Here is a 24145-nt window from a genome sequence, read left to right as displayed (position 1 = left end):
CCGGTGCGACGCGTTCCCCGGGCGGGCGGGGGCTCCACAGCGGACAGTCCCGACCAACGACAGGAGACAGACACGATGGCTCGACGCAGAAACCGCCTCCTCTCCTGGGCGGCGGTGCTGGGCACCCTGCTCAGCGGGATCGGCCTGGTGCTACTCGGCCAGGGAAGCGCGCAGGCGCACGGTGTGGCGATGATGCCGGGTTCGCGTACCTACCTCTGCTACCTGGACGCCAAGACCAGCACCGGTTCCCTGGACCCGACGAACCCGGCCTGCGAGGCCGCGCTCGCCGAGAGCGGCGCGACGGCGCTGTACAACTGGTTCGCCGTGCTCGACTCGAACGCGGGCGGACGCGGCGCGGGTTACGTGCCGGACGGCAAGCTGTGCAGTGCCGGCGACCGTTCCCCGTACAACTTCACCGGCTACAACGCGGCCCGCGCCGACTGGCCCCGCACGCACCTCACCTCGGGCGCGACGATCCGGGTGAAGTACAGCAACTGGGCGGCGCACCCGGGCGACTTCCGGGTGTACGTCTCCAAGCCCGGCTACTCGCCGGCGACCGAGCTGGGCTGGGACGACCTGGAGCTGGTCCAGACGGTCACCAACCCGCCGCAGTCCGGCTCGGTGGGCAGCGAGACCGGCCACTACTACTGGGACCTGAAGCTGCCCTCCGGCCGCTCGGGTGACGCGGTGATGTTCATCCAGTGGGTGCGCTCGGACAGCCAGGAGAACTTCTTCTCCTGCTCCGACATCGTCTTCGACGGCGGCAACGGCGAGGTGACGGGCATCCGCGGCTCGAACGGCACCCCGACCCCGACCCCGACGCCCACCGACCCGCACACCGGGTGCATGGCCGTCTACTCGGTGACGAACTCCTGGAACGGCGGCTTCCAGGGTTCCGTCGAGGTGATGAACCACGCCACCGCACCGCAGAACGGCTGGGCGGTGCGCTGGCAGCCGGGCGCCGGCACGAGGATCAACAGTGTCTGGAACGGCACGCTCAGCACCGGCACCGACGGTGCGGTCACGGTCAGGAACGCCGACCACAACCGGACCATCGCGCCGGACGGCAGTGTGACGTTCGGCTTCACCGCCACGTCGACCGGCAACGACTTCCCGGTCGGCTCGATCGGCTGCGTCAACCCGTAGCACCCCTGTTCGCAGCGCCGGTTCCCGGTTCACCGGGAGCCGGCGCCGTCATGCGCGGGGGGCCTCGGCGGCGAGCGCGTCGGCGTGGTCGTTGACGGGCTGCGGGGTGCCCGTCAGGTCGAGCACGAACAGGGGGACGCGCAGCGTGTCGGCGCGGGCGCGGGCCTCGTCGGTGTACCCGGCGAGGGAGAAGTAGACGCAGGCCGCGGACTCCGCCATGGCGGTCAGCCACAGGCACTCCACGTCCCGGGGCTGCGCGGGCCGCACGGTCGGGTCGACCTGGGCGAGCACGCCGCGGGCGGCGAGGCCGATGCCGGACGGCGGGCGCCGGTCCGCGCGCCGGACGTCCCGGTGGCCGAGCCAGCGCAGATAGAGGGCGGCGGCGGTGACCGCGTCCCGGGCGGTGCGGATGGTCACCGGCTGGAACGCGGGGCGGGTGGGCGCGGGGGTGGTGTCCGGCGGCTCGGCGGGCGCGCCCGCCACCGGTATCCGCAGCACCGTGCCGCACGGGCAGCCCAGCTCGGGGTGGGGCCACTGGGTGACGCGGTCGCAGGCCGGGCAGCGCACGGTCACCCACTCCTCGTCCCAGGCGCGGTGGGTGACGGCGGTCGCCGCCGGGTGCGGGTCGAGCGGTGGTGTGACGGGCGCGCCGCACGCGCACGGATAGGACGGCGCGGCGTAGACGTGGGCCCGCCGGCAGGCCGGGCAGCGCACCGGCACGCTCTCGGACATGCCCTCCATCGTGCTCCAGCGGCGGCCCGCTTGTCCGTTGGTTGGAGCGTCTCTTGACGGCTTTCGCCGACCCCATTACCTTGCTTCCAGATAGTAGAAGTTAGTTTCCGCAATACGGAAAATGCGGAAATTGAACAACGGAGGGGTGCTCACCGCGGGGCGCGACGGGAGTGCGAATCCGACAGCCGAACCAGGAGTTCCCATGGCTCGTATGACCGCTGCCCGTGCGGCAGTCGAGATCCTCAAGCGCGAGGGCGTCGCCGACGCGTTCGGTGTGCCCGGCGCCGCGATCAACCCCTTCTACGCGGCCCTCAAGGCCTCCGGCGGCATCAACCACACCCTCGCCCGCCATGTCGAGGGCGCCTCCCACATGGCCGAGGGCTACACCCGCACCCACCCCGGCAACATCGGCGTGTGCATCGGCACGTCCGGCCCGGCCGGCACCGACATGATCACCGGCCTGTACTCGGCCATCGGCGACTCCATCCCGATCCTGTGCATCACCGGCCAGGCCCCGACCGCGGTGATCCACAAGGAGGACTTCCAGGCCGTCGACATCGCCTCCATCGCCAAGCCGGTCACGAAGATGGCGGTGACCGTCCTGGAGGCCGCGCAGGTCCCCGGCGTCTTCCAGCAGGCCTTCCACCTGATGCGCTCCGGCCGTCCCGGCCCGGTCCTCATCGACCTGCCGATCGACGTCCAGCTCACCGAGATCGAGTTCGACCCGGAGACGTACGAGCCGCTGCCGGTGTACAAGCCGGCCGCGACCCGCGCCCAGATCGAGAAGGCGCTCGGCATGCTGAACGCCGCCGAGCGCCCGCTGATCGTCGCCGGCGGCGGTGTCATCAACGCCGACGCGGCCGACCTCCTGGTGGAGTTCGCCGAACTGACCGGCACCCCGGTCGTGCCCACCCTGATGGGCTGGGGCGTGCTGCCCGACGACCACGAGCTGAACGCCGGCATGGTCGGCCTGCAGACCTCGCACCGCTACGGCAACGCGACCTTCCTGGAGTCCGACTTCGTCCTCGGCATCGGCAACCGCTGGGCCAACCGCCACACCGGCAAGCTCGACGTCTACACCCAGGGCCGCAAGTTCGTCCACGTCGACGTCGAACCCACCCAGATCGGCAAGATCTTCGCCCCGGACTACGGCATCGCCTCCGACGCCAAGGCCGCGCTGGAGCTGTTCGTCGAGGTCGCGCGGGAGCTGAAGGCCGAGGGCGAACTGCCCGACCGCTCCGCGTGGGCCGCCGCCGCGCAGGAGAAGAAGGCGACCCTGCTGCGCCGTACCCACTTCGACAACGTCCCGATCAAGCCGCAGCGCGTCTACGAGGAGATGAACAAGGCCTTCGGCGCGGAGACCCGGTACGTCTCCACCATCGGCCTCTCCCAGATCGCCGGCGCCCAGATGCTGCACGTCTACAAGCCGCGCCACTGGATCAACTGCGGCCAGGCGGGCCCCCTCGGCTGGACCATCCCGGCCGCGCTGGGCGTGGCGAAGGCCGACCCGGACGCGCAGGTCGTCGCCCTCTCCGGCGACTACGACTTCCAGTTCATGATCGAGGAGCTGGCGGTCGGCGCGCAGCACAAGATCCCGTACGTCCACGTGCTGGTCAACAACTCCTACCTGGGCCTGATCCGCCAGGCTCAGCGGGCGTTCGAGATCGACTTCCAGGTCAAGCTGGAGTTCGAGAACATCAACTCGCCCGAGCTGGGCGTCTACGGCGTCGACCACGTCAAGGTCGCCGAGGGCCTGGGCTGCAAGGCGATCCGGGTGACCGACCCGAACGAACTGGGCGCGGCCTTCGAGCAGGCCAAGAAGCTCGCCGCCGAGTTCCAGGTGCCGGTCGTCGTCGAGGCGATCCTGGAGCGCGTCACCAACATCTCCATGTCCGGCACCAACGACATCAGCAACGTCGTGGAGTTCGAGGACATCGCGACCGAGCCGGGGCACGCCCCGACCTCGATCAAGACGCTGAAGGCCTGACGCGCCGAGCGGTGAGGGCGGCCCATCCGGGGAGGGTGGGCCGCCCTTCGGCATGCCCGCACCGGCTCAGTCGGAGCCCCCGCCGCAGCCGTGCGCCCCGCCGCCGTAACCCCAGGAGGACCCCGGGCTCCCTGGGTCCGCCACCCCGGCGCCGGGCAGCAGCCCCGTCCGGTAGGCGAACCGCGGCACGAGCACCCGCAGGGCCGCCTCGCCGTGCAGGGCGACGGCCAGCAGTCTGTCGTGGTCGGTCAGTCCCTGCCGTCGGGCGGGCGGCGGGTGCCGTTCCCGCAGCGCCGCCAGGTCGCGGCGGGCGGCCCGTGTCGGTCCGAGGAACGGCCAGCGCAGCAGTCCCTCCTCGGCGAGCCGGACGCGGATCAGGGACACGCCCAGCCGCACGTACGGCCGGCGCGTCAGCCGGCGTGGCCGAAGCGGCTTCTCCAGCTCGGAGTGCACGACGTCCTCCCAGGGGGAGGAGAGCCGCGAGACCGCGGCGTCCCAGGGCACCGCGCGCACCGTGCCCGGCCGTCCGGGTTCCACCACGCCCCGCAGATGCAGCGCCACCAGGGCGACGGTGACGGCGGCGCGCGGGCCGCCCCGCAGCAGGGCGATCTCGTGCGGCTCCAGGCCCGCCGTACCGTCGCTCATGGCTCACCCCCGTGCCGGGGCCCGCCGCCCCCGTGCCGGCGGGTCCCGTGACAGCACTGTGCCCGCCCCCGGGGGTCGCTCACGCCTCGCGGGGACGGGTTCAGAGGTTCATTTGAGGATGTCGTAGCCGCCGTACGGCCGGTGACGTACGGCCGTTCAGCCGGCGTGGTGCTCCGACAGGCCCGGCCAGTCGTCGGGGCCGCCGCCCTGCCATTCGATGAGGTCGTTCTCCGCCACGTCCGTCACGTACAGGTCGGCCAGCCGCAGGATCTCGCCGACGTCGTCGGCGTGCGAGGCGATGCCCAGCGTCTCGTCGCCCTCCGTGACCCGTCGGGATCCGTCCAGGGCGGGGGGATGGACCACGACGTGCGGATGCTGCCTTGGTTGTGCCATGCCTTCAGCGTGCTGCGCGGCGGATGAATCCGCACCCCGGCGGGCACGGGCGGCCGGGCACGGGAAAGCGCCGGGTGCGGGACCGTCCGCACCCGGCGCTCGTCCGGGGTCCTGCCGAGGTGTTGCTGGGACCGCGGCGGATGCGACGGAGCCGTGAACTCCCTTCCCTCAGGTCGAGAAGGGGGTCGCGATTCCTTCACCACCGCACTGGCTCGCACGCCGCCGCGGTCCGCACCCTGTCCGTGCCCGCCCACCGCGGGCGGCCACCCCTCATCCGGGCCGCCCGGCGGCCGGGCACGGTCAGGGAGTCAGGGAGTTCAGTCCTCGCGCAGGGCGCGGACCGCCTCCTCCACGCGCTTGCCGTACTCCGGGTCGGCGGCGTGGAAGTGGGCCAGGTTCTTCTCGATCACGTCGTCGCGGGAGACCTGGGAGAGACCGCCGGCGATGTTGGCGACGAGCCGGGACTTCTCCTCCGCGCTCATCAGCCGGTACAGCTCGCCCGCCTGGAAGAAGTCGTCGTCCTTGGTGTGCTGCGGCGCCGCGTGGTTGCCGGTGTACCCGGCCACCGCGAGCGGGGCGGACAGCGGGCGGCCGGTCTCGACCGGGCCGTCGTACGAGTTCGGCTCGTAGTTCTTGGCGTGGCGGCCCTGGCCGTTGACCGCCATCAGGCCGTCGCGGCCGTAGTTGTTCGCGACGGTCGCCTTCGGCGCGTTCACCGCGAGCTGGGTGTGGTTGACGCCCAGGCGGTAGCGGTGCGCGTCGGCGTAGGCGAAGAGCCGGCCCTGGAGCATCTTGTCCGGGGACGGGCCGATGCCCGGCACGAAGTTGTTCGGGGAGAACGCGGCCTGCTCGACCTCGGCGAAGACGTTGTCGGGGTTGCGGTCCAGCACCAGGCGGCCCACGCGCTGCAGCGGGTAGTCCTTGTGCGGCCACACCTTGGTCAGGTCGAACGGGTTGAAGCGGTAGTCCGCCGCCTCCGCCGCCGGCATGAGCTGCACGTACAGCGTCCAGGACGGGTTCACGCCCCGCTCGATGGCCTGGAGCAGGTCCGTCTGGTGGGAGTTGGGGTCCTTGCCCGCGAGCTCCTGGGCCTGCTCGGTGGACAGGGAGCGGATGCCCTGGTTCGTCTTGAAGTGGTACTTCACGAAGAAGGCCTCGCCCGCCTCGTTCGTCCACTGGTAGGTGTGCGAGCCGTAGCCGTTCATGTGGCGGTACGACGCCGGGATGCCGCGGTCGCCCATCAGCCACGTCACCTGGTGGGTGGCCTCGGGGGAGTGGGCCCAGAAGTCCCAGACGTTGTCCGGCTCCTGCTTGCCGGTGAACGGGTCGCGCTTCTGCGAGTGGATGAAGTCGGGGAACTTGATCGGGTCCTTGATGAAGAACACCGGGGTGTTGTTCCCGACGAGGTCGTAGTTGCCTTCCTCGGTGTAGAACTTCACCGCGAAGCCGCGCGGGTCGCGCACCGCGTCCGCGCCGCCGAGCGAGTCGGCCACGGTGGAGAAGCGCAGGAAGACCTCGGTGCGCTTGCCGATGGTGTTCAGGAAGTCGGCGTGGGTGTAGCCGGTGACGTCGTCCGTCACCTCGAAGTAGCCGTAGGCGCCGGAGCCGCGCGCGTGCACCACGCGCTCCGGGATGCGCTCCCGGTTGAAGCGCGCCAGCTTCTCCAGGAGGTGCTGGTCCTGGAGCAGGAGCGGGCCGCCGACGCCGGCGGAGGCGGAGTTCTGGTTGTCGGCGACCGGGGCGCCGGACTCGGTGGTGAGCACGCGCTTCGACATCGTGGACCTTCCGTACGAGGGGCAGCGGAAAACCATTTCCGCTTTGTGGAGCCTAGAAGTGGGCCGATCTGGGCGTCAACAGTTTGTTGAAGTGGATTCCGGGCGACGCCGCCGCCTGGGCGCGACAGGACAGGTGTCAGCGGCGGCGCCGCCCGGGGTCTCGGTGGGGCCGGTCAGACCTGGGCGCCCGACAGGCGCTCCACGGCCCGCAGCAGGGCCGAGTGGTCCAGGCCGCCGTCGCCCTGGGCGCGCAGTGACGCGACCAGCTGGGCCACCACGGCGCCGACCGGCAGGGCGGCACCGACGTTGCGGGCGGCGTCGGTGACGATGCCCATGTCCTTGTGGTGCAGGTCGATGCGGAAGCCCGGCTTGAAGTCGCGGTTCAGGAAGTTGTCCTTCTTCCGCGTCAGCACGGTCGAGCCCGCCAGGCCGCCGTTGAGGACGTCCAGTGCGGCCTTCAGGTCCACGCCCGACTTCTCCAGGAAGACCACGGCCTCGGCGCACGCCTGGATGTTCACGGCGACGATCAGCTGGTTGGCGGCCTTCACGGTCTGGCCGGAGCCGTGCGGGCCGCACAGCACGATGGTCTTGCCCAGCGCCTCGAGGATCGGCTTGGCCTGGTCGAAGTCGGCCTGCTCGCCGCCGACCATGATGGACAGCACGGCCTCGATGGCGCCGGCCTCGCCGCCGGACACCGGGGCGTCCAGGACGCGGATGCCCTTGTCCCGCGCGGCCTTCGCCAGGTCGACCGAGGTCTGCGGGGTGATCGAGGACATGTCGATCAGCAGGGCGCCGGACCTGGCGTTCTCGAGGATGCCGTCCGGACCGTAGGCGATGGCCTCGACCTGCGGGGAGGCGGGCACCATCGTGATGACCACGTCGGCGTCGCGCACGGCCTCGGCGATCGACGAGGCGGCGGCGCCGCCCGCGGCGGCCAGGCGGTCCAGCTTCTCCTGCTCGAGGGTGAAGCCGGTGACGTCGTAACCCGCCTTGAGCAGGTTCTCGGACATGGGGGAGCCCATGATGCCGAGGCCGATCCAGGCGATCTTGGGAAGGTTGCTCATGATGGGGTGCCTCTCTTGGTGCAAGGTGGTCAGCGGGCGGCGCGGGCCTCGGCGGGCAGCCAGTCGAAGGCCTCCGCACTCGGGCGGTCGCCCGGCTTGTACTCCAGGCCGACCCAGCCGTCGTAACCGGCCTTCCTCAGCTGGTCGAGCAGGTCCTCCAGCGGCAGGGTGCCGGTGCCGGGGGCGCCGCGGCCGGGGTTGTCGGCGATCTGCACGTGGCCGGTCTTCGCGGCGTACCGCTCGATCACCGACGGCAGGTCCTCGCCGTTCATGGACAGGTGGTAGAGGTCCATCAGGAACTTGGCGTTGCCCAGTCCCGTCGCCTCGTTGACCTTGTCGACGACGCCGACCGCGGCGGGCGCGCTCACCAGCGGGTACAGCGGCGACTCGGGCTGGTTCAGCGCCTCGATCAGCAGGATCGCGCCGATCCGGTCGGCGGCCCGGGCCGCGAGGGTCAGGTTCTGAAGCGCCAGCGCGTCCTGCTCGGCCGGGTCGACGCCCTCCACGCGGTTGCCGTACAGCGCGTTGAGCGCCTTGCAGCCGAGGGAGGCGGCGAAGTCGGCGGCCACGTCGATGTTGGCGCGGAACCGCTCCGACTCGGCGCCCGGCACCGACAGGGCGCCGCGGTCCGGGCCCGGGAGCTGCCCGGCGTAGAAGTTGAGGCCGGTGAGCTGTACGCCCGCGTCCTCGATCGCCTTCTTCAGCGCGTCCAGCTCGGACCGCTCGGGGGTGGGGGTGTCGATCCAGGGCCACCACAGCTCGACCGCGGTGAAGCCGGCCGCGGCGGCGGCCGCGGGGCGCTCCAGGAGCGGGAGTTCCGTGAAGAGGATCGACAGGTTGACGTTGAAGCGCTGGTCTGCGGCTGTGCTGGATTCAAAACCTGGCATCGGATCCGCGCTCCCTTCCTGACTTGCCCTCCGCCCTGCTCTTTCGCATTGCGGAAGTTGATTTCTGCTTACCGGAAGACGTGAGGAAGACTGCCTGGACGTCGGGAGGCTGTCAAGAGGGACCGGGCCCCAGGCCTGCCCGAACGTCCGCCGCGCGCGTTAGGTTGAGCCCGTGCGACTGCGAGTGGAATTCACAACCGAGCCCTTCGACCTCGACGAGGCCCCCGCGCACGCGGTGGTGGCGCGTGAGGTCATCGAGGCCGCCGAGCTGGACGAGGTCGACGTCGGCCCGTTCGGCAACACCGCGGAGGGCGGCGCCGACCAGGTGCTGACCGCCGTGGACGCCCTGCTGCGCAAGGCCCTGAACGCCGGCGCCACCCGTGTCTCGCTCCAGGTCAACGTGGTGGGGGAGGGTGACCGGTGACCGGCGCGGGTGACGAGCCCTTCATCACGGCGGTGAAGCCGCTGGTCGACGCCATGGGCGGGGTGATGCTGCCGCCCGACGAGGCCGGCCCCGACGACGTCGTGCTCTCCTGGGAGGGCGTCGACGTGGTGGCCGTACGGCTGCCGCAGCTCGCGGACTCCCTCGACCACATCCTGGCCGCCATGGAGCGCAAGCGCGGCATGCCGCTCGCCGACCTGGACCGCCGGGCCAAGCAGGAGATCGTGCGGTCCCTGGAGGCGCGCGGTGCCTTCGCCGTGCGGCACGGCGTGGAGACCGTGGCCGGCGCGCTCGGCGTCAGCCGCTTCACGGTCTACAACTACCTCAACCGCGAGAAGGAAGGCTGACGCCGGAGTCGGGATCGAAACCGCGAGGAGGAGGGCCGGACGGCCCTCGTGGCGAGTCGTGTGCGGCCGCCGTCCCGGTCCGGGGCGGCGGCTTTTGTCATCCCGCTTTTGTTACCGCGAATTTTCAACAAAGTGTTGACGTGCTGTTTCGCAGGGCGTTAGCTATCCGCAGCCCGTTCAGCACGATGGCCGAAACGGCCACGGAGGCTCCTGTGACTTCCACTTCCACGCCGCCGCCGGGCCTCACCCGGTTCAACGCTCTTCAGGAGTCCGCGGCCTTCGCCGCGCTCCACGAGGCGTGTGCCTCCACGAGCTGGGCCAAGCGGCTGCTCGCCGCCCGACCCTACGCCTCGGCCGAGGACCTGTACGCGGCCAGCGACGCCGCCATGGCCGACCTGACCGAGACGGACCTCGCCGAGGCGATGGCCGGGCACCCGCCGATCGGCCGCCCCAAGCCCGGCGACCCGACCTCCGCCCGCGAACAGCGCGGCATGGCCGGCGCCTCCGACGCGCTCAAGGCGGAGATGCTCGAACTGAACCTGGCCTACCAGGAGAAGTTCGGCCACGTCTTCCTGATCTGCGCCACCGGCAGGACCGGCGAGCAGATGCGGGACGCGGTCAAGGAGCGGATCGGGAACACGCCGGCGGAGGAGCGGGAGATCGTCCGCACCGAGCTGGGGAAGATCAACCGCATCCGACTGGCCCGACTCGTCGAAGAGGACGCCTGACACCATGAGCACCAGCACCACCGCCTCCGTGTCCACGCACATCCTGGACACCTCCGTCGGCCGCCCCGCCGAGGGCGTCGCCGTCCGGCTCTCCGCCCGCGCCGGCAGGGACGCGGACTGGCAGGCGCTCGGCGGCAGCGCGACCGACGCCGACGGCCGGTGCAAGGACCTTCCGGCCCTGCCGGAGGGGACGACCCACGTACGGCTCGACTTCGCCGTCGAACCGTACTTCGAGAAGAAGCAAGCCGATGCGCAGCAGGACGCCCCCGCGAATCGGGACAGCGGTGCCGCGGTGTTCTTCCCCGAGGTGGCGATCACCTTCGCCGTCGTACCGGGCGAGCACTACCACGTACCGCTGCTGCTCAACCCGTTCGGCTACTCCGTTTACCGAGGGAGCTAGCAGACAATGCCCACGATCCTGGGACAGAACCAGTACGGCAAGGCCGAGAACCGAGTCGTAAAGATCACGCGGGACGGCGCCACCCACCACATCAAGGACCTGAACGTCTCCGTGGCGCTCAGCGGCGACATGGAAGAGGTCCACTACTCCGGCTCCAACGCCAACGTGCTCCCGACCGACACCACCAAGAACACGGTGTTCGCGTTCGCCAAGGAGTACGGCATCGAGTCCGCCGAGCAGTTCGGCATCCACCTCGCCCGGCACTTCGTCACCAGCCAGGAGCCGATCCACCGGGCGCGGATCCGCATCGAGGAGTACGCCTGGGAGCGGATCGAGACCTCCGACGCCAACAGCAAGTTCATCGGCGCCGACGACGTCAAGCACTCCTTCGTCCGCAAGGGCCAGGAGGTCCGCGTCACCCAGATCACCTACGACGGTGAGCGGTGGGAGGTCGTCTCCGGCCTCAAGGACCTGGTCGTGATGAACTCGACGAACTCCGAGTTCTGGGGCTACGTCAAGGACAAGTACACGACCCTCCAGGAGGCGTACGACCGCATCCTGGCCACCCAGGTCTCCGGCCGCTGGCGGTTCAACTGGACCGACGACGAGCAGAAGATGCCCAACTGGGAGAAGTCCTACGAGCAGGTCAAGAAGCACATGCTCCAGGCCTTCGCCGAGACGTACTCCCTGTCGCTGCAGCAGACGCTGTACCAGATGGGCTCGCGGATCATCAACAACCGCAGCGAGATCGACGAGGTCCGCTTCTCCCTCCCGAACAAGCACCACTTCCTGGTGGACCTGGAGCCGTTCGGGCTGAAGAACGACAACGAGGTGTACTTCGCCGCGGACCGTCCCTACGGCCTGATCGAGGCCACCATCCTGCGGGACGGCTGCGAGGCCCGTATCCCGGTCGACATGACCAACCTCTGACGCGGGACGCGCGCCCCCGGTCCGGCCACCCGGACCGGGGGCGCGCCACACCGGAGGGAACACCATGGCACAGCCTGCACAGGGGCCGGTGAAAGCCCCTTGTTCCACCCCGCCGGTGCACACCGAGGACGCCGTCACGTCCGTGCACCCGGTGGACGAGAAGCTCCACCCCTCGCGGCTCGTCCCCGCCGCGCTCCAGCACATCGCCGCGATGTACGCGGGCGTTGTCACTCCTCCGCTCATCATCGGCCAGGCCTGCGGACTCGACGTCGCGGCCCGCACCCGGCTGATCGCCGCGAGCCTGCTCATCGCGGGTGTCGCGACCATCCTGCAGACCATCGGCGTCAAGGGCTTCGTCGGCAACCGGCTGCCCTTCGTCAACGCGGCCTCCTCCGCCGGCATCGCCCCGATCCTCGCGATCGCCGAGACCAACGACCCGGGCCGCCAACTCCCCGCGATCTACGGCGCGGTGATGGTCGCCGGCGTCTTCTGCCTGGCGGTCGGCCCGTTCTTCGGGCGGCTGCTGCGCTTCTTCCCGCCCCTGGTCACCGGCGTGGTGATCACCCTGATCGGCGTCACGCTGATGCCCGTCCCGGTGAGCTGGGCGCAGGGCGGCGACAAGACCGCCGCCGACTTCGGCGCCATGAGGTACCTGGCGCTCGCCGGGTTCACCCTCGCCGTCATCCTGCTCGTCCAGCGGTTCGGCCGCGGCTTCGTCAAGCAGGTCGCCCTGCTGTTCGGACTGCTCGTCGGCACCCTGGCCGCCATCCCCTTCGGCATGGCCGACTTCAGCGCCCTCAAGTCGGCGCCCGTCGCCGCGCTGCCCGCCCCGTTCGCCTTCGGCGCACCCGAGTTCCAGCCCGCGGCGATCCTGTCGCTGTGCATCGTGATGCTCGTGCTGATGACCGAGTCGAGCGCCGGCATGCTCGCCCTCGGCGAGATCTGCGACCGCCGCGCCAACGCCGGGACCATCACCCGCGGCCTGCGCACCGACGGCATCGCCACCCTGATCGGCCCGGTCTTCGGAGGCTTCCCCACCTCCGCCTTCGCTCAGAACGTCGGCGTCGTCTCCCTCACCCGGGTACGCAGCCGCTACGTCGTCGCCGTCGCCGGCGCCACCCTGCTCGTCCTCGGCGCCTTCCCCGTCCTCGGCGCGGTGGTCTCCCTGGTCCCCATGCCGGTCCTCGGCGGCGCCGGTATCGTGCTGTTCGGCTCGATCGCCGTCAGCGGCATCCGCACCCTGTCGGAGGCGGGCCTCGACGACAGCTCCAACATCATCCTGGTGGCCGTGGCTCTCGGCGCCGGCATCATCCCGCTGGCCGCTCCGACCTTCTACGCCGACTTCCCGGCCTGGGCGCAGACCGTGCTCGGATCCGGCATCAGCGCCGGCGCGCTCGTCGCGGTCACCCTCAACCTGTTCTTCCACCATCTCGGCACCCGGAGCCGCCGGCCGGCCCCGGCACTCAAATCCTCCTAGGGTCCTGCCGTGCCCTCCCCGTGGACACCTCACCGTTCACGGGCCGCCACTGAAAGACAAGGAAGCGCCATGGCACCATCGGCAGCCCAGCGCATCGTCATCGAGAACTGTGCGATCGCCACCGTGGACGCGGGCGACACCGAGTACGCCTCCGGGTACCTCGTGCTCGCCGGCAACCGCATCGAGTCGGTCGGAGCGGGCCGGGCCCCCGAGGGGCTGGAGAACGTGGTACGCCGGATCGACGCGAGCGGCCATCTGGCCACGCCCGGTCTGGTCAACACCCACCACCACTTCTACCAGTGGATCACCCGGGGCCTGGCCACCGACCACAACCTGTTCAACTGGCTGGTCGCGCTGTACCCGACGTGGGCGCGCATCGACGAGCGGATGACGTACGCGGCCGCGCAGGGATCCCTCGCCATGATGGCCCGCGGCGGTGTCACCACCGCCATGGACCACCACTACGTGTTCCCGCACGGCTCCGGCGACATCTCCGGCTCGATCATCCGCGCCGCCGCCGAGATGGGCGTCCGGTTCACGCTGGCCCGCGGCTCGATGGACCGCAGCGAGAAGGACGGCGGCCTGCCGCCGGACTTCGCCGTCGAGACGCTCGAGGGTGCGCTCGCCGCCACCGAGGAGACCGTCAAGCAGCACCACGACGCCTCCTTCGACGCCATGACCCAGGTGGCGGTCGCCCCCTGCTCGCCGTTCTCCGTCTCCACCGAACTCATGCGGGAGGGCGCCGAGCTGGCCCGCCGGCTCGGCGTGCGGCTGCACACCCACGGCTCGGAGACGGTCGAGGAGGAGAAGTTCTGCCACGAGCTGTTCGGGATGGGCCCGACGGACTACTTCGAGTCCACCGGCTGGCTCGGCGAGGACGTGTGGATGGCGCACTGCGTCCACATGACCGACTCCGACATCGCCGCCTTCGCCCGCACGAAGACCGGCGTCGCCCACTGCCCGTCGTCCAACGCCCGCCTCGCCGCGGGCATCGCCCGCGTCCCCGACATGCTGAGGTCGGGCGTCCCGGTCGGCCTCGGTGTCGACGGCACCGCCTCCAACGAGTCCGGTGAACTCCACACCGAACTGCGCAACGCCCTGCTGATCAACCGCCTGGGCACGCACCGCGAGGCCGCGCTGAACGCCCGTCAGGCGCTGCGGCTCGGCACCTTCGGCGGCGCCCAGGTCCTCGGCCGCGCCGAGCAGATCGGCTCGCTGGAGCCGGGCAAGCTGGCCGACGTGGTGCTGTGGAGGATGGACACGCTCGCCCACGCCTCGATCGCCGACCCGGTGACCGCGCTGGTCTTCGGCGCCGCCGCCCCGGTGACCGCCTCCTTCGTCAACGGCCGGCAGATCGTCGAGGGCGGCCGCCTGCTCACCGTCGACGAGGACGCCGTCGCCCGCTCCACCCGCGAGGAAGCCCAGCGCCTGGCGCGCATCGCCGCACAGGGCTGACCCGCTTCACAAGACTCCGGCCGAGAGGGACGGCTCCCGGCCGGGACCCGTGGATCCGAGCGGGATCCACGGCAGCCGTCTCCGGGGCGCGTGTGGACGCACGCGCCCCGGAACGGTCACCGTTCCCCCCAGCGCCACCCCCCCAACGGTCCCGCACGACCACAACCGCACCACCTCCCTGACACCCACGTCAGAGCCGACGTGTACCCGACCGGAGGAGCCGCCGTGGCCGCTCAGCCCGAAGCCGTACCGCCCATGTCCCCCGAGGACCCCACCGCGCGTTCCGGCGTGCATCCCGTCGACGAGAAGCTTCCGCCCCTGAAGATGGCGACCACCGGCCTGCAGCACGTGGCCGCCATGTACGCGGGAGTCGTCGCCCCGCCCCTGATCGTCGGCGCGGCCATCGGCCTCTCCGGCACCGAACTGACCTTCCTCACCGGCGCCTGCCTGTTCACCGCGGGCCTCGCCACCTTCCTGCAGACCCTGGGCATCTGGAAGATCGGCGCCCGGCTCCCCTTCGTCAACGGCGTCACCTTCGCCGGTGTCGCCCCCATGACCGCGATCGTCGCCGCCACCGACGACAAGTCCGACGCCCTGCCGATCATCTTCGGCGCGGTGATCGTCGCGGGCCTCCTCGGCTTCCTCGCCGCCCCCTTCTTCAGCAAGGCGGTCCGGTTCTTCCCGCCGGTCGTCACCGGCACCGTGATCACCCTGATCGGCATCTCGCTGCTCCCGGTCGCCTTCGGCTGGGCCCAGGGATCCAGCCCCACCGCCGACGACTTCGGCTCCGTCACCAACCTGGGCCTGGCCGGCGCGACCCTGGTGATCGTGCTGCTGCTGCGCCGCTTCACCCGCGGCTTCGTCAAGCAGATCGCCGTGCTGCTCGGCCTGGTCGCCGGCACGCTGGTGGCGATCCCGCTCGGCGTGACCGACTTCAGCCCCGTCGCCGACGCGGACATCGTCGGCTTCCCGACGCCGTTCCACTTCGGCGCCCCGCAGTTCCAGCTCGCCGCCATCCTCTCCATGTGCGTGGTGATGGTCGTCTCGATGACCGAGTCGACCGCCGACATGCTCGCGCTCGGCGAGATCGTCGACCGCCCGGCCGACGAGAGGACCATCGCCGCCGGGCTGCGCGCCGACACCCTCGGCTCCGCCATCAGCCCCGTCTTCAACGGCTTCATGTGCAGCGCCTTCGCACAGAACATCGGCCTCGTCGCGATGACCCGGATCCGCAGCCGGTTCGTCGTCGCCGCGGGCGGTGGCTTCCTGGTGCTGATGGGCCTGTGCCCGGTCGCCGCCTCGCTCATCGCCGTCGTGCCCCGCCCGGTCCTCGGCGGCGCGGGCGTCGTCCTGTTCGGCTCGGTCGCCGCGAGCGGCATCCAGACCCTGGTGCGGGCCGGCCTGGACAAGGACAACAACGTGCTGATCGTGGCGGTCTCCCTGGCCGTCGGCATCATCCCGATCACCGCGCCGGAGTTCTACCACGCCTTCCCGGAGACCGCGAAGATCGTCCTGGACTCCGGCATCTCGACCGGCTGTGTCGCCGCCGTCCTGCTGAACTTCGTCTTCAACCACCTCGGCAAGGGCCGCGACGCCCAGGACGTCACCCACCCGATGGAAGCGGGAGAGGAGATCACCGGGGCGACGACCCGGGCCCCGGCCACTTCATGAGGTTGATCAACAGTTCCGCCTGCTCCACGGCGTCGTCCAGTGCGTGATGTGTATGGCGGCGCCGTGGCAGCGTTTCGGGAGGCATGGAGCGCTTGGCGACGGCCCGCAGCGGGACGCCGGCCTTCGTCGCGTACAGCGTCTTCATGTCCAGGCAGCCGGAGTGCCCGAAGGGGCTCTCGCCGGTGAAGCGGATCAGGTACCAGTACAGGAACGTCCAGTCGTACGACGCCGGGTAGCCGCACATCACCGGCTGGGCGCCCGCCTCGGCGCCCACCTCGCGCACCCAGCGGACGAACTGGGCGAGCGCGAGGGCCGGGTCCAGGCCCTCCGCGCGCAGCCGGTCGCGGTCCAGCCCGCTCACCGTGAGCGCCTCGGGCACGAACTCGTCGCTGATCGGCCGCAGTTCGCGATAGAACGTGCGCCGCTCGGGATCGGCCGCGGTGAACCCGTCGGCGTCCTGCACACCGGCGACCGCCGCCCCCAGGCTCAGCATGGAGTACGGCCCTGGGATCGGGCCGTCCGCCTCGATGTCGACCGAGATGTACAGGCTCGGCTTGACGTGTCGTGTCGCCATGGGGCTCAGAGCCCGAACACCGCGGGATCCGCGGCCAGTTCCTTGAAGCGTTCGCGCGGATCGGGGAGCAGCCGTCGCTCCTTCAGGTCGAGCAGGCCGCCGACCGCCTCGATCTCCGCGGCGACCGTGCCGTCGGCCTTCACGATGTGCTGGCGGATCCGGAACGTCTTGCCGTCTCCCCACACGAACTCGCAGGTCACCTCGACCTCGTCGCCCGCCAGCAGCTCCCGCAGGTAGCGGATGGTCGTCTCCAGCGCCACCGGTCCCACGCCCTTCGCCTGGAGGGCGGCCTGGCGGATGCCGGCCGCCTGGAGCAGGGACCAGCGGGCGTGTTCGGCGTAGTTGAGGTAGACGGCCTGGTTGAGGTGGCCCTGGGTGTCGGTCTCGTACCCGCGGACGGTCACCGGTACGGAAAACGGCGTGCTCACCATGTCCCCTGTCGGTCGGCGGTTGCTTCGTCCGATCTTGGCATGCGCGGGTCTCACGCCCGCCGAGGGGAGGCCAGCAGATAGCGCGCCCGGGTCCGCGGCTCCGTGTGCTCGCCGGCCTGCCAGCCCGCCCCCTCCAGCGTGGCCGCGCAGGCCCGCAGCGCCTCGGTGTCCGGTTCGTGCACGGCGACGGCCTCCGGCTGCGGGGTGGCGCGCACCCGGTACCCCGGTGAGCCGGGTCCCTCCGGCCGGTGTCCGGCGGCCTCCAGGGCGAGCGCGGCGGCCTGCACCAGATGTGTCCGCTCCCAGCCGCACGGCCGGTCCGTGGCACCGTCCGGGTTGGTCATCCGGCGCAGCTCCAGCAGACCCTGCCAGGCACTGTGCACCTCGCGGACCCGGGCCGGGCCCGATGCAGGCACGTCCTCCTCACCACCTAGACGGGCGGCGAAGACGCCGGTGCGTTCGGCGGGCGCGGGCGGCGGGGGAGGCGCCGTGGGCTCGGCCTCCCGCAGCCGGTGTCCGGCCGGGGTGAGGAAGTGGTCGTGCGGCGGCCGGGGATGCCGGAAGGCGAGCCCCCGCTTCACCAGTGCGGCGAGCTGCGCCTCGGTTCCCTTCAGCCGTCCGGTGACCGGATCGGCGGCGTCGACGACACGCCGCTGCGCGGCGGTGGGCGGTCGGGTCACGGCGTGCTCCTTCCCGGCGGCGGGTCAGGACCCATCGCCTCGAAGGCTACGACGGGGGTCTGACATTCCAGCCGGCGATCACCGGCCGCCCGTGCTCCGTGCCCAGCCGGCACAGCGCTCCCGTGGCCAGCTGGAACAGCGCCCCGTCGTGCGGCGGCAAACCGAGCCGCCGCGCGGTCAGCACCCGCAGGATGTGCCCGTGCGCGACCAGCACCACGGCGCCCTCGGTGTTGGCGAGTGCCGCGTCCACCTTGCCCAGCATCCGGTCGGCCCGCTCCCCGATCTGCTCCGGCGTCTCCCCGGGCCGCGCCGCGGGCCCCGGCGCGACCCCGTCCCGGAACAGGAACCAGCCGGGCCGCTCGCGCTGGATCTCGACGGTGGTGACGCCCTCGTAGGCCCCGTAGTCCCACTCCCGCAGATCGGCGTCCACCCGCACCTCCTGCAACCCGATGAGCTCCGCGGTCTCGCGCGCCCGCTGCAAGGGGCTGACGAACGCGGCCCCGATCCGGTGGGAGCGGATCAGCGGCACCAGCCGCCGCGCCTCCTCCCGGCCGTGCTCGGTCAGCGGGACGTCCGTCGATCCGGTGTGCCGTCCGGACCGGGACCACTCGGTCTCACCGTGCCGCACGAGGAAGAGATCACCCATGCGGCCAGGTTACGTGGGGCCTACTGCCGGTATCCGCTCAGGAACCGTCCGATCCGTCCGATCGCCGCCTCCAGGTCGTCCGCGTGGGGGAGGGTGAGGATGCGGAAGTGGTCGGGGGCGGGCCAGTTGAAGCCGGTGCCCTGGACGACCTGGATCTTCTCGCGGAGCAGCAGGTCCAGGACGAACTTCTCGTCGTCGTGGATCGGGTGCACCTTGGGGTCGATGCGGGGGAAGGCGTACAGCGCGCCCTTCGGCTTCACGCACGACACGCCGGGGATCTCGTTCAGCTTCTCCCAGGCCACATTGCGCTGTTCGTGCAGGCGCCCGCCGGGTGCGGTGAGGTCGGCGATGGACTGCCGGCCGCCGAGCGCGGCCTGGATGGCGTACTGGGCGGGCGCGTTGGCGCACAGCCGCATGGAGGCCAGCATGGTCAGGCCCTCCAGGTAGTCGCGCGCGTGCTGCTTGGGGCCCGTCACCACCAGCCAGCCGGAGCGGAATCCCGCCACCCGGTACGTCTTCGACAGGCCGCAGAAGGTCAGCACCACCAGGTCGGGGGCGAGGGCGGCGGCCGAGTGGTGGACGGCGTCGTCGTAGAGGATCTGGTCGTAGATCTCGTCGGCGAGGACCATCAGGCCGTGCCGCCGGGCCAGGTCGAGGATGCCCTCGACGATCTCCTTCGGGTAGACCGCGCCGGTCGGGTTGTTCGGGTTGATGATCACGACCGCCTTGGTCCGGTCGGTGATCTTCGACTCCATGTCGGCCAGGTCGGGGTACCACTCGGCCTGCTCGTCGCACAGGTAGTGGACAGCCTTGCCGCCCGCGAGGGTCGTCACCGCCGTCCAGAGGGGGAAGTCGGGGGCGGGGATGAGGACCTCGTCGCCGTCCTCGAGCAGCGCCTGGACGGCCATGGAGACCAGCTCCGACACGCCGTTGCCGAGGAACACGTCGTCGACGTCCACCTCCAGGCCGAGCGTCTGGTAGCGCTGGGCGACCGCGCGGCGGGCGGAGAGGACGCCGCGCGAGTCGGTGTAGCCGTGCGCCCGCGGCAGCATCCGGATCATGTCCTGGAGGATCTCCTCCGGCGCCTCGAAGCCGAACAGGGCCGGGTTGCCGGTGTTGAGGCGCAGCACGCTGTGCCCGGCCTCCTCCAGCGCGTTGGCCTGCTCGATGACCGGGCCGCGGATCTCGTAACAGACCTCGCTGAGCTTGCTCGACTGCCGGAACTCCATGCGCCCCTCCAGGTAACCAGTGTCACTTGGTTTTACCAAGTAGTCGCTTGGAAAGTCCAACAACATGTCTAGACTGCGTCGCATGCCACCTCGCCGAAGCTACGACCAGTACTGTTCCGCCGCCCGCGCGCTCGACGTCATCGGCGACCGCTGGACCCTGCTGATCGTCCGTGAGCTGCTGGCCGGCCCGCGACGCTACACCGACCTGCACGCGGACCTGCCGGGCGTCAGCACGGACGTCCTCGCCTCGCGGCTGAAGGACATGGAGCGCGACGGGCTGACCACCAGGCGCCGGCTGCCGCCGCCCGGCGCGGCCTACGTCTACGAACTCACCCCGCGCGGACGCGAGTTGCTGCCGGTGCTCCAGGCCGTCGGCGCGTGGGGGCAGGCCGAGCTGGGCGAGCGGCGGCCCACCGACGCGGTGCGCGCCCACTGGTTCGCGCTGCCGCTGCTGCGCGGGCTGGAGGGCCAGGGTGTCGTCGAAGTCCGCCTCGACGAGGGGGAGTTCCATCTGTACGTCGGCGCCGAGGACGGTCCCCTCTACGGCGACGGCCCCGCCCCCGGCGAGCCCGACGCGAGGCTCGTCCTGGACGTCGGCACCTGCACGGCCGTCGCGCGCGGCGAGGCCGCCCTGGCCGACGCGGTGCGGGACGGGCGGGTCACCGTGACCGGCGACGGGGCGATCGCCAAAGCCCTGAGGGAATGAGACCCGAGGGAACGAGAGACGAGAAAGGCCCGCGCGGGGGCGGGCCTTCCCAGGGGTGTTCAGGGGGTCACGCGTTCGGCGGAACCCGGGACGGACGCCCCGAGCCGCGCGTCAGCGCGTACCCGCCGATCCCGGCCAGTGCCGCGAGCACACCGCCCACCGCCGTCCACACCCAGCGGTCGGACCACCAGCCGGAGGCCCAGCCGTCCTCCGGCTCGATGCTCGAGAGCACCGCCGACGACGCGTCCTCGTCCGGCTCCGCGGCCGCCACCGCGCTGCCCGGCACCAGCGGCTCGGCCAGCCGGCCGTCCACCGCCGCCGCGCCGCCCATGTCCTTGGAATCCACCCGCAGTTCGGCGCCGACCGGCAGCCCCAGGTCCCCGGTGGGCAGGCCGACGGCGGTCAGCCGGACGTAGTACGTGCCCGGCAGCGGGTCGTTCGCCCACGGCTCCGACCAGGCCCGCACCGTGCGCAGCACACAGGCCAGTTCCACGCTGCCCGCGTCCGCCGCGGCGGTGCGGGTCTGCGCGCCCCACTGGCAGGCCTGACGGCGGCGCAGACCGTCGTACACGTCGATCTGCCAGGTCTCGGCGGCGTGCGTCTTGGGCAGCTTCACCGTCGCCCGGACCGTCGGCCGCTGCTCCGCGTCCGCCGGGAACGACCAGTACAGGTAGTCGCCCGCGGAGGCGTCCGCCGTCGCGGTCTGCCCCTGGTCGATCTCGGTGGCCGTACGGAAGGACGTGCCCGCCTCGGTGGGCGCGTCCCCGGCGTCGGTGCCGTCCGCGGCCGCGGGAGCCACGGCCAGGCCCAGCAGGAGCAGCGCCGTACCGAACACCTTGGAGAAACGCGGGATACGCATCAGTTGGTCCTCCAGACCGCGATCCGCCAGCGCGACACCCAGCCCCACACCACACCGGCGAGGAACCCGGCGACGATCAGCGCGCCCAGCAGCCACCAGCCGCGTCCCAGACCGAAGGCGGCCACGTCGTCCGACTCGCTCGGCCCGTCCACCACGTCGAGGGTCAGCTCCAGCGGGAGGCCGGGCGTGGTCTTGACGCCGGAGGCCGGCGAGAAGGAGTTGGCCACCTGGAGGCACACGGTCTCGACGGAGGCGTCGTCCTCGTCCTCGTCGGTCTCCGGCTTGGGGTAGCGCAGGCCCGTCGAGATCACGTCCGTACGGCCGTCGCCCGCCGCCTCGCCGCGCACTATCTCGCGTTCGTGCACCGTGACGGCCCGCAGCAGCACCCCGTAGCCGGGGTTCACCGCGCGGTCCGCGGACACGCTCACCGAGGCGCGCAGCTCCTGGCCCGGCCGCAGGTCGACCCGGTACCAGCGCTGCTGCCCGAACTCCTCGCGGTCGGTGTACAGACCGGACTCGAGGGTCGGCGCCTTGGCGCACTCCGAGCCGCCCTGGGTGACCACCGGGGTCACCACCGGGTCCGCCGCCCGGTCCACCAACTGGTTGACCCGGTCGGCGAGATCGTCGGTGTGCTCGACCGAGGTGTAGGTGCCGCCGGTCGCCTCCGCGATACAGCTGAGCTGCTGCCGCATCTTCGTGTTGGGCACCAGACCGAGGGTGTCGATGGTCAGCCCGATGCCCTTGGCCGCGATCTCGCGGGCGACCTCGCACGGGTCGAGCGGGGCGCAGGTGTCCTCACCGTCGCTGATCAGCACGATCCGCTTGGAGCCGGTGCCGCCGTCCAGGTCGTCGGCCGCCTTCAGCAGCGCCGGACCGATCGGCGTCCAGCCGGTCGGCACCAGGGTGGCGACGGCCGTCTTGGCCTCGGTGCGGTCCAGCGGGCCGACCGGGTAGAGCTGCGCGGTGTCCCGGCAGCCCTTCTTGCGGTCGTCGCCGGGGTAGTTCGCGCCCAGCGTGCGGATGCCGAGCCGGACGTCCTCCGGAGTGGCGTCCAGCACCTCGTTGAACGCCTGCTTGGCCGCGGCCATCCGGGACTGGCCGTCGATGTCGCGGGCGCGCATCGAACCGCTCACGTCCAGAAGGAGGTTGACCTTGGGCTGTCCGGCCGTGGTCTCGTCGGCGAGCGCCGTGGACGGCAGGGAGAGCCCCACCGCCAGCGCGGCGGACAGGGCACCGGCCCCTGCCGCCAGCCGTCTTCTTGTGATCATCGGCGGATCTTATGGACCGAGCGGGGTGTCCACCAAAACGGACCGTCACACCAGAGGATTGGGCAGCCGGGTCCACTGGTCCCCGGGCGTCCCCGGCGACAGCCGCATCAGCGTCAGCGCCTTCACCGGCAGCGGCTCCCCGGTCAGCGCCGCGAGATCGGGCGTGTCCGGCAGATCCCGTACGACGGCCTCCAGCGCGGCCCGCAGCGCCGCCGCCGAACCCGTCACCCCGGCGAGTGCGCCGCCCACCAGCGAACCGAACGTCTTCCGCCGCAGCGCCGTCACCTCGTCGGTGAGGACACGCGCCGGCAGTTCCGGCAGCACACGCGGCCGGATGCCGTGCCGGGCGAGGCGGGCCGGGCTTACCCGGATGTCGGCGAGATCGCGGTAGACCAGCCGCAGCGGGGCACCGGTCGCCGACAGGACCACCAGCAGGTTCTGGCCGTGCGCCTCCAACGCCACCCCCCGCTCCAGCAGCCGCAGCCCGGCGGTCAGCGCGAGCCGCGCGAACTCCGCCGCCCAGCCCGGCTCCCCGGGCAGCCCGGTGCCGGGCAGAGCGGCCACCGGCACCACCCGCTCACCCGCCCCCGCGTACACCTCGGGTGACTCCCGCAGCACCGCCGCGAGTTCGGGCGAGCCGTCCGTGACCGCGCCCAGTGTGCGCGTGAAGTGCAGCCGTTCGTCCGCCAGTTCCTCCGCGAGGGCCGACAGCGCCGTCGCGGCGGCCACCGACCCCACGGAGATGTCCCGCACCGACGACGTCAGCCGGGCGCTCAGCGCGGTCTTCACATGCGGCCCGCCCGGCAGCGCGAGGGTGCGCAGGGACATCAGCGGATGCCCCGCGAGCCGTTCCCCGGCCGGCCGCTTCAGCACATGCGCCGCCTGCCACGGATGCACCGGCACCAGCACCCGGCCCCCGTCCCGCAGATCCGCCGGCCAGTCCCCGGTCACCAGGCACGCCTCACCCGGCACCGGCAGCAGGCCCAGCCCCACCACCGGCCGGTGCTCGGGCGCGTACGCCAGCTGCTCGGCCACCGAGAAACCGGGCCGGGACCGGCAGCCCGGGTGGTACGGGTGCCCGTCCACCACCCGCTGCTCCCACTCCCAGTCCCGCGCCGGCCACGCCCGCTCCCCGGCCGGCTGCCCGGCCCGGGACAGCGCCATCGAGGCCACACTGTGCCCGAGTTCCCGGGCGAACTCCGTGCCGTGCGGCACCGCCAGGTCCGCCATCAGCCGTGCCGGGTCCTCGTACACCACCTCGTCGAGCCGTACGGCGGTGACGTACGCGCCGGTCGCGTACGGGTCCGGCGCCGGGCCGTGCACCCGGCGGCCGTCGCGCAGCCGCAGCACCGCGCCGTCCCCGGCCGCCTCCCGGCGTTCGATCCACGGCAGCGGCTCGTGCGTCAGCGCCCGCCACAGGCGGGTCAGCACGGCCGCCCGGGCGCCGGGCAGTTCGGCCGCGTACCGCGCTGCCAGGTCCGGGCGCAGGGCGGCGAGCTCACCGGCGACCTCGGCCTCGGCGGTGGGGGAACGGTGCACGGTCGGGTCCTCCGTACGGATAGGGCGAGCGGGAGCGGGTCACGGCGGGGCGTGACGGCGGCGATACTGATCGTCTCCGGGAGAACCGTAGGGAACTCCGCGAGAGGCACGGAAACTGGAAACCCTCGCAAGAC

General features: G+C 71.7%; 25 protein-coding genes. 11 read left to right on the top strand and 14 right to left on the bottom strand.

What is annotated here, in order from left to right; all coding sequences use genetic code 11:
• Positions 1-75: 75 nt before the first annotated feature.
• The gene (locus tag AMK31_RS04390; RefSeq protein ID WP_073939035.1) at positions 76-1146 is read left to right on the top strand and encodes a lytic polysaccharide monooxygenase auxiliary activity family 9 protein; all 1071 of its coding nucleotides are present in this window, start codon (positions 76-78) and stop codon (positions 1144-1146) included.
• Between the two features lie 48 nt (positions 1147-1194).
• Here the strand turns inward: AMK31_RS04390 and AMK31_RS04385 are convergent, their stop codons facing one another.
• On the bottom strand, positions 1195-1887 hold the full coding sequence (locus AMK31_RS04385) for a hypothetical protein (protein ID WP_073939034.1): 693 nt from the start codon (positions 1885-1887) through the stop codon (positions 1195-1197).
• 193 nt (positions 1888-2080) lie between these two features.
• On the opposite strand from AMK31_RS04385, the gene gcl reads away from it, so the two are divergent.
• The gene (gcl, locus tag AMK31_RS04380) at positions 2081-3865 is read left to right on the top strand and encodes a glyoxylate carboligase (protein WP_073939033.1); all 1785 of its coding nucleotides are present in this window, start codon (positions 2081-2083) and stop codon (positions 3863-3865) included.
• A gap of 66 nt (positions 3866-3931) precedes the next feature.
• Here gcl and AMK31_RS04375 read toward each other — a convergent pair whose 3' ends face one another.
• From AMK31_RS04375 to AMK31_RS04355, 5 genes are all read right to left on the bottom strand, one after another.
• The gene (locus AMK31_RS04375) at positions 3932-4510 is read right to left on the bottom strand and encodes a TIGR04222 domain-containing membrane protein (protein WP_073939032.1); all 579 of its coding nucleotides are present in this window, start codon (positions 4508-4510) and stop codon (positions 3932-3934) included.
• Positions 4511-4666: 156 nt separating this feature from the next.
• Positions 4667-4903 (bottom strand): hypothetical protein, encoded by a 237-nt coding sequence (locus tag AMK31_RS04370; protein WP_073939031.1) that lies wholly within the window; start codon positions 4901-4903, stop codon positions 4667-4669.
• Positions 4904-5220: 317 nt separating this feature from the next.
• Positions 5221-6678 (bottom strand): catalase, encoded by a 1458-nt coding sequence (locus AMK31_RS04365; protein WP_073939030.1) that lies wholly within the window; start codon positions 6676-6678, stop codon positions 5221-5223.
• A 173-nt stretch (positions 6679-6851) separates the two neighbouring features.
• The gene (locus tag AMK31_RS04360; RefSeq protein ID WP_073939029.1) at positions 6852-7742 is read right to left on the bottom strand and encodes a 2-hydroxy-3-oxopropionate reductase; all 891 of its coding nucleotides are present in this window, start codon (positions 7740-7742) and stop codon (positions 6852-6854) included.
• Between the two features lie 29 nt (positions 7743-7771).
• A complete protein-coding gene (locus AMK31_RS04355) occupies positions 7772-8629 on the bottom strand; it encodes a TIM barrel protein (RefSeq protein WP_073939028.1) in 858 nt (285 codons plus the stop codon).
• A 172-nt stretch (positions 8630-8801) separates the two neighbouring features.
• Here AMK31_RS04355 and AMK31_RS04350 point away from each other — a divergent pair, with 172 nt between their 5' ends.
• From AMK31_RS04350 to AMK31_RS04315, 8 genes are all read left to right on the top strand, one after another.
• Entirely contained in the window at positions 8802-9053 is a 252-nt protein-coding gene (locus AMK31_RS04350) for a thiamine-binding protein (RefSeq protein ID WP_073939027.1), read from the top strand.
• A complete protein-coding gene (locus AMK31_RS04345) occupies positions 9050-9418 on the top strand; it encodes a helix-turn-helix domain-containing protein (RefSeq protein ID WP_073939026.1) in 369 nt (122 codons plus the stop codon). The genes AMK31_RS04350 and AMK31_RS04345 overlap by 4 nt, the downstream gene beginning before the upstream one ends.
• Before the next feature lie 212 nt (positions 9419-9630).
• Positions 9631-10146 (top strand): 2-oxo-4-hydroxy-4-carboxy-5-ureidoimidazoline decarboxylase, encoded by a 516-nt coding sequence (gene uraD / locus AMK31_RS04340; RefSeq protein WP_073939025.1) that lies wholly within the window; start codon positions 9631-9633, stop codon positions 10144-10146.
• Positions 10147-10150: 4 nt separating this feature from the next.
• Positions 10151-10546 carry a hydroxyisourate hydrolase gene (gene uraH / locus AMK31_RS04335; RefSeq protein WP_073939024.1) on the top strand — a complete coding sequence of 132 codons (396 nt, stop codon included), beginning with the start codon at positions 10151-10153 and terminating at the stop codon, positions 10544-10546.
• Between the two features lie 6 nt (positions 10547-10552).
• A complete protein-coding gene (gene pucL, locus AMK31_RS04330; RefSeq protein ID WP_073939023.1) occupies positions 10553-11476 on the top strand; it encodes a factor-independent urate hydroxylase in 924 nt (307 codons plus the stop codon).
• A 64-nt stretch (positions 11477-11540) separates the two neighbouring features.
• Positions 11541-12953 (top strand): nucleobase:cation symporter-2 family protein, encoded by a 1413-nt coding sequence (locus AMK31_RS04325; RefSeq protein WP_073939022.1) that lies wholly within the window; start codon positions 11541-11543, stop codon positions 12951-12953.
• A gap of 69 nt (positions 12954-13022) precedes the next feature.
• The gene (locus tag AMK31_RS04320) at positions 13023-14408 is read left to right on the top strand and encodes an 8-oxoguanine deaminase (RefSeq protein ID WP_073939021.1); all 1386 of its coding nucleotides are present in this window, start codon (positions 13023-13025) and stop codon (positions 14406-14408) included.
• 255 nt (positions 14409-14663) lie between these two features.
• Positions 14664-16079 (top strand): nucleobase:cation symporter-2 family protein, encoded by a 1416-nt coding sequence (locus AMK31_RS04315; RefSeq protein ID WP_073939531.1) that lies wholly within the window; start codon positions 14664-14666, stop codon positions 16077-16079.
• Here the strand turns inward: AMK31_RS04315 and AMK31_RS04310 are convergent.
• Genes AMK31_RS04310 through AMK31_RS04290 form a run of 5 tightly spaced genes read right to left on the bottom strand, consistent with a single transcriptional unit; the run spans position 16042 to position 19639 of the window.
• Positions 16042-16653 carry a 3'-5' exonuclease gene (locus AMK31_RS04310; protein ID WP_073939020.1) on the bottom strand — a complete coding sequence of 204 codons (612 nt, stop codon included), beginning with the start codon at positions 16651-16653 and terminating at the stop codon, positions 16042-16044. The two genes, AMK31_RS04315 and AMK31_RS04310, sit on opposite strands and share 38 nt — an antisense overlap.
• A 5-nt stretch (positions 16654-16658) precedes the next feature.
• Positions 16659-17081: an acyl-CoA thioesterase gene (locus tag AMK31_RS04305; RefSeq protein ID WP_073939532.1), complete on the bottom strand. Its 423-nt coding sequence runs from the start codon at positions 17079-17081 to the stop codon at positions 16659-16661.
• Positions 17082-17134: 53 nt separating this feature from the next.
• Complete coding sequence (locus AMK31_RS04300; RefSeq protein WP_073939019.1) at positions 17135-17764, bottom strand: hypothetical protein; 630 nt, start codon at positions 17762-17764, stop codon at positions 17135-17137.
• Positions 17765-17810: 46 nt separating this feature from the next.
• The gene (locus AMK31_RS04295; RefSeq protein WP_073939018.1) at positions 17811-18410 is read right to left on the bottom strand and encodes a histidine phosphatase family protein; all 600 of its coding nucleotides are present in this window, start codon (positions 18408-18410) and stop codon (positions 17811-17813) included.
• A 20-nt stretch (positions 18411-18430) separates the two neighbouring features.
• Complete coding sequence (locus tag AMK31_RS04290; protein WP_073939017.1) at positions 18431-19639, bottom strand: pyridoxal phosphate-dependent aminotransferase; 1209 nt, start codon at positions 19637-19639, stop codon at positions 18431-18433.
• An 82-nt stretch (positions 19640-19721) separates the two neighbouring features.
• Here AMK31_RS04290 and AMK31_RS04285 point away from each other — a divergent pair, with 82 nt between their 5' ends.
• Positions 19722-20345, top strand: a complete 624-nt coding sequence (locus AMK31_RS04285) for a winged helix-turn-helix transcriptional regulator (RefSeq protein ID WP_073939016.1) — start codon at positions 19722-19724, stop codon at positions 20343-20345.
• Between the two features lie 67 nt (positions 20346-20412).
• On the opposite strand, the gene AMK31_RS04280 is transcribed toward AMK31_RS04285, so the two are convergent.
• From AMK31_RS04280 to AMK31_RS04270, 3 genes are read right to left on the bottom strand one after another with little or no spacing between them, the layout of a single operon-like run.
• Positions 20413-21204 (bottom strand): hypothetical protein, encoded by a 792-nt coding sequence (locus AMK31_RS04280; RefSeq protein ID WP_073939530.1) that lies wholly within the window; start codon positions 21202-21204, stop codon positions 20413-20415.
• Complete coding sequence (locus tag AMK31_RS04275; protein ID WP_073939015.1) at positions 21204-22472, bottom strand: VWA domain-containing protein; 1269 nt, start codon at positions 22470-22472, stop codon at positions 21204-21206. Before AMK31_RS04275 ends, AMK31_RS04280 begins: the two co-directional genes overlap by 1 nt.
• 45 nt (positions 22473-22517) lie before the next feature.
• A complete protein-coding gene (locus AMK31_RS04270) occupies positions 22518-24011 on the bottom strand; it encodes an IucA/IucC family protein (RefSeq protein ID WP_073939014.1) in 1494 nt (497 codons plus the stop codon).
• Positions 24012-24145: the final 134 nt, after the last annotated feature.

The sequence above is a fragment of the Streptomyces sp. TSRI0107 genome, assembly GCF_001905845.1.
In the GTDB taxonomy this organism is placed as follows: Bacteria; Actinomycetota; Actinomycetes; order Streptomycetales; family Streptomycetaceae; genus Streptomyces.
The sequence above is the reverse complement of the archived record's forward strand: the minus strand, read 5'-3'. Positions and strand labels throughout refer to the sequence as shown.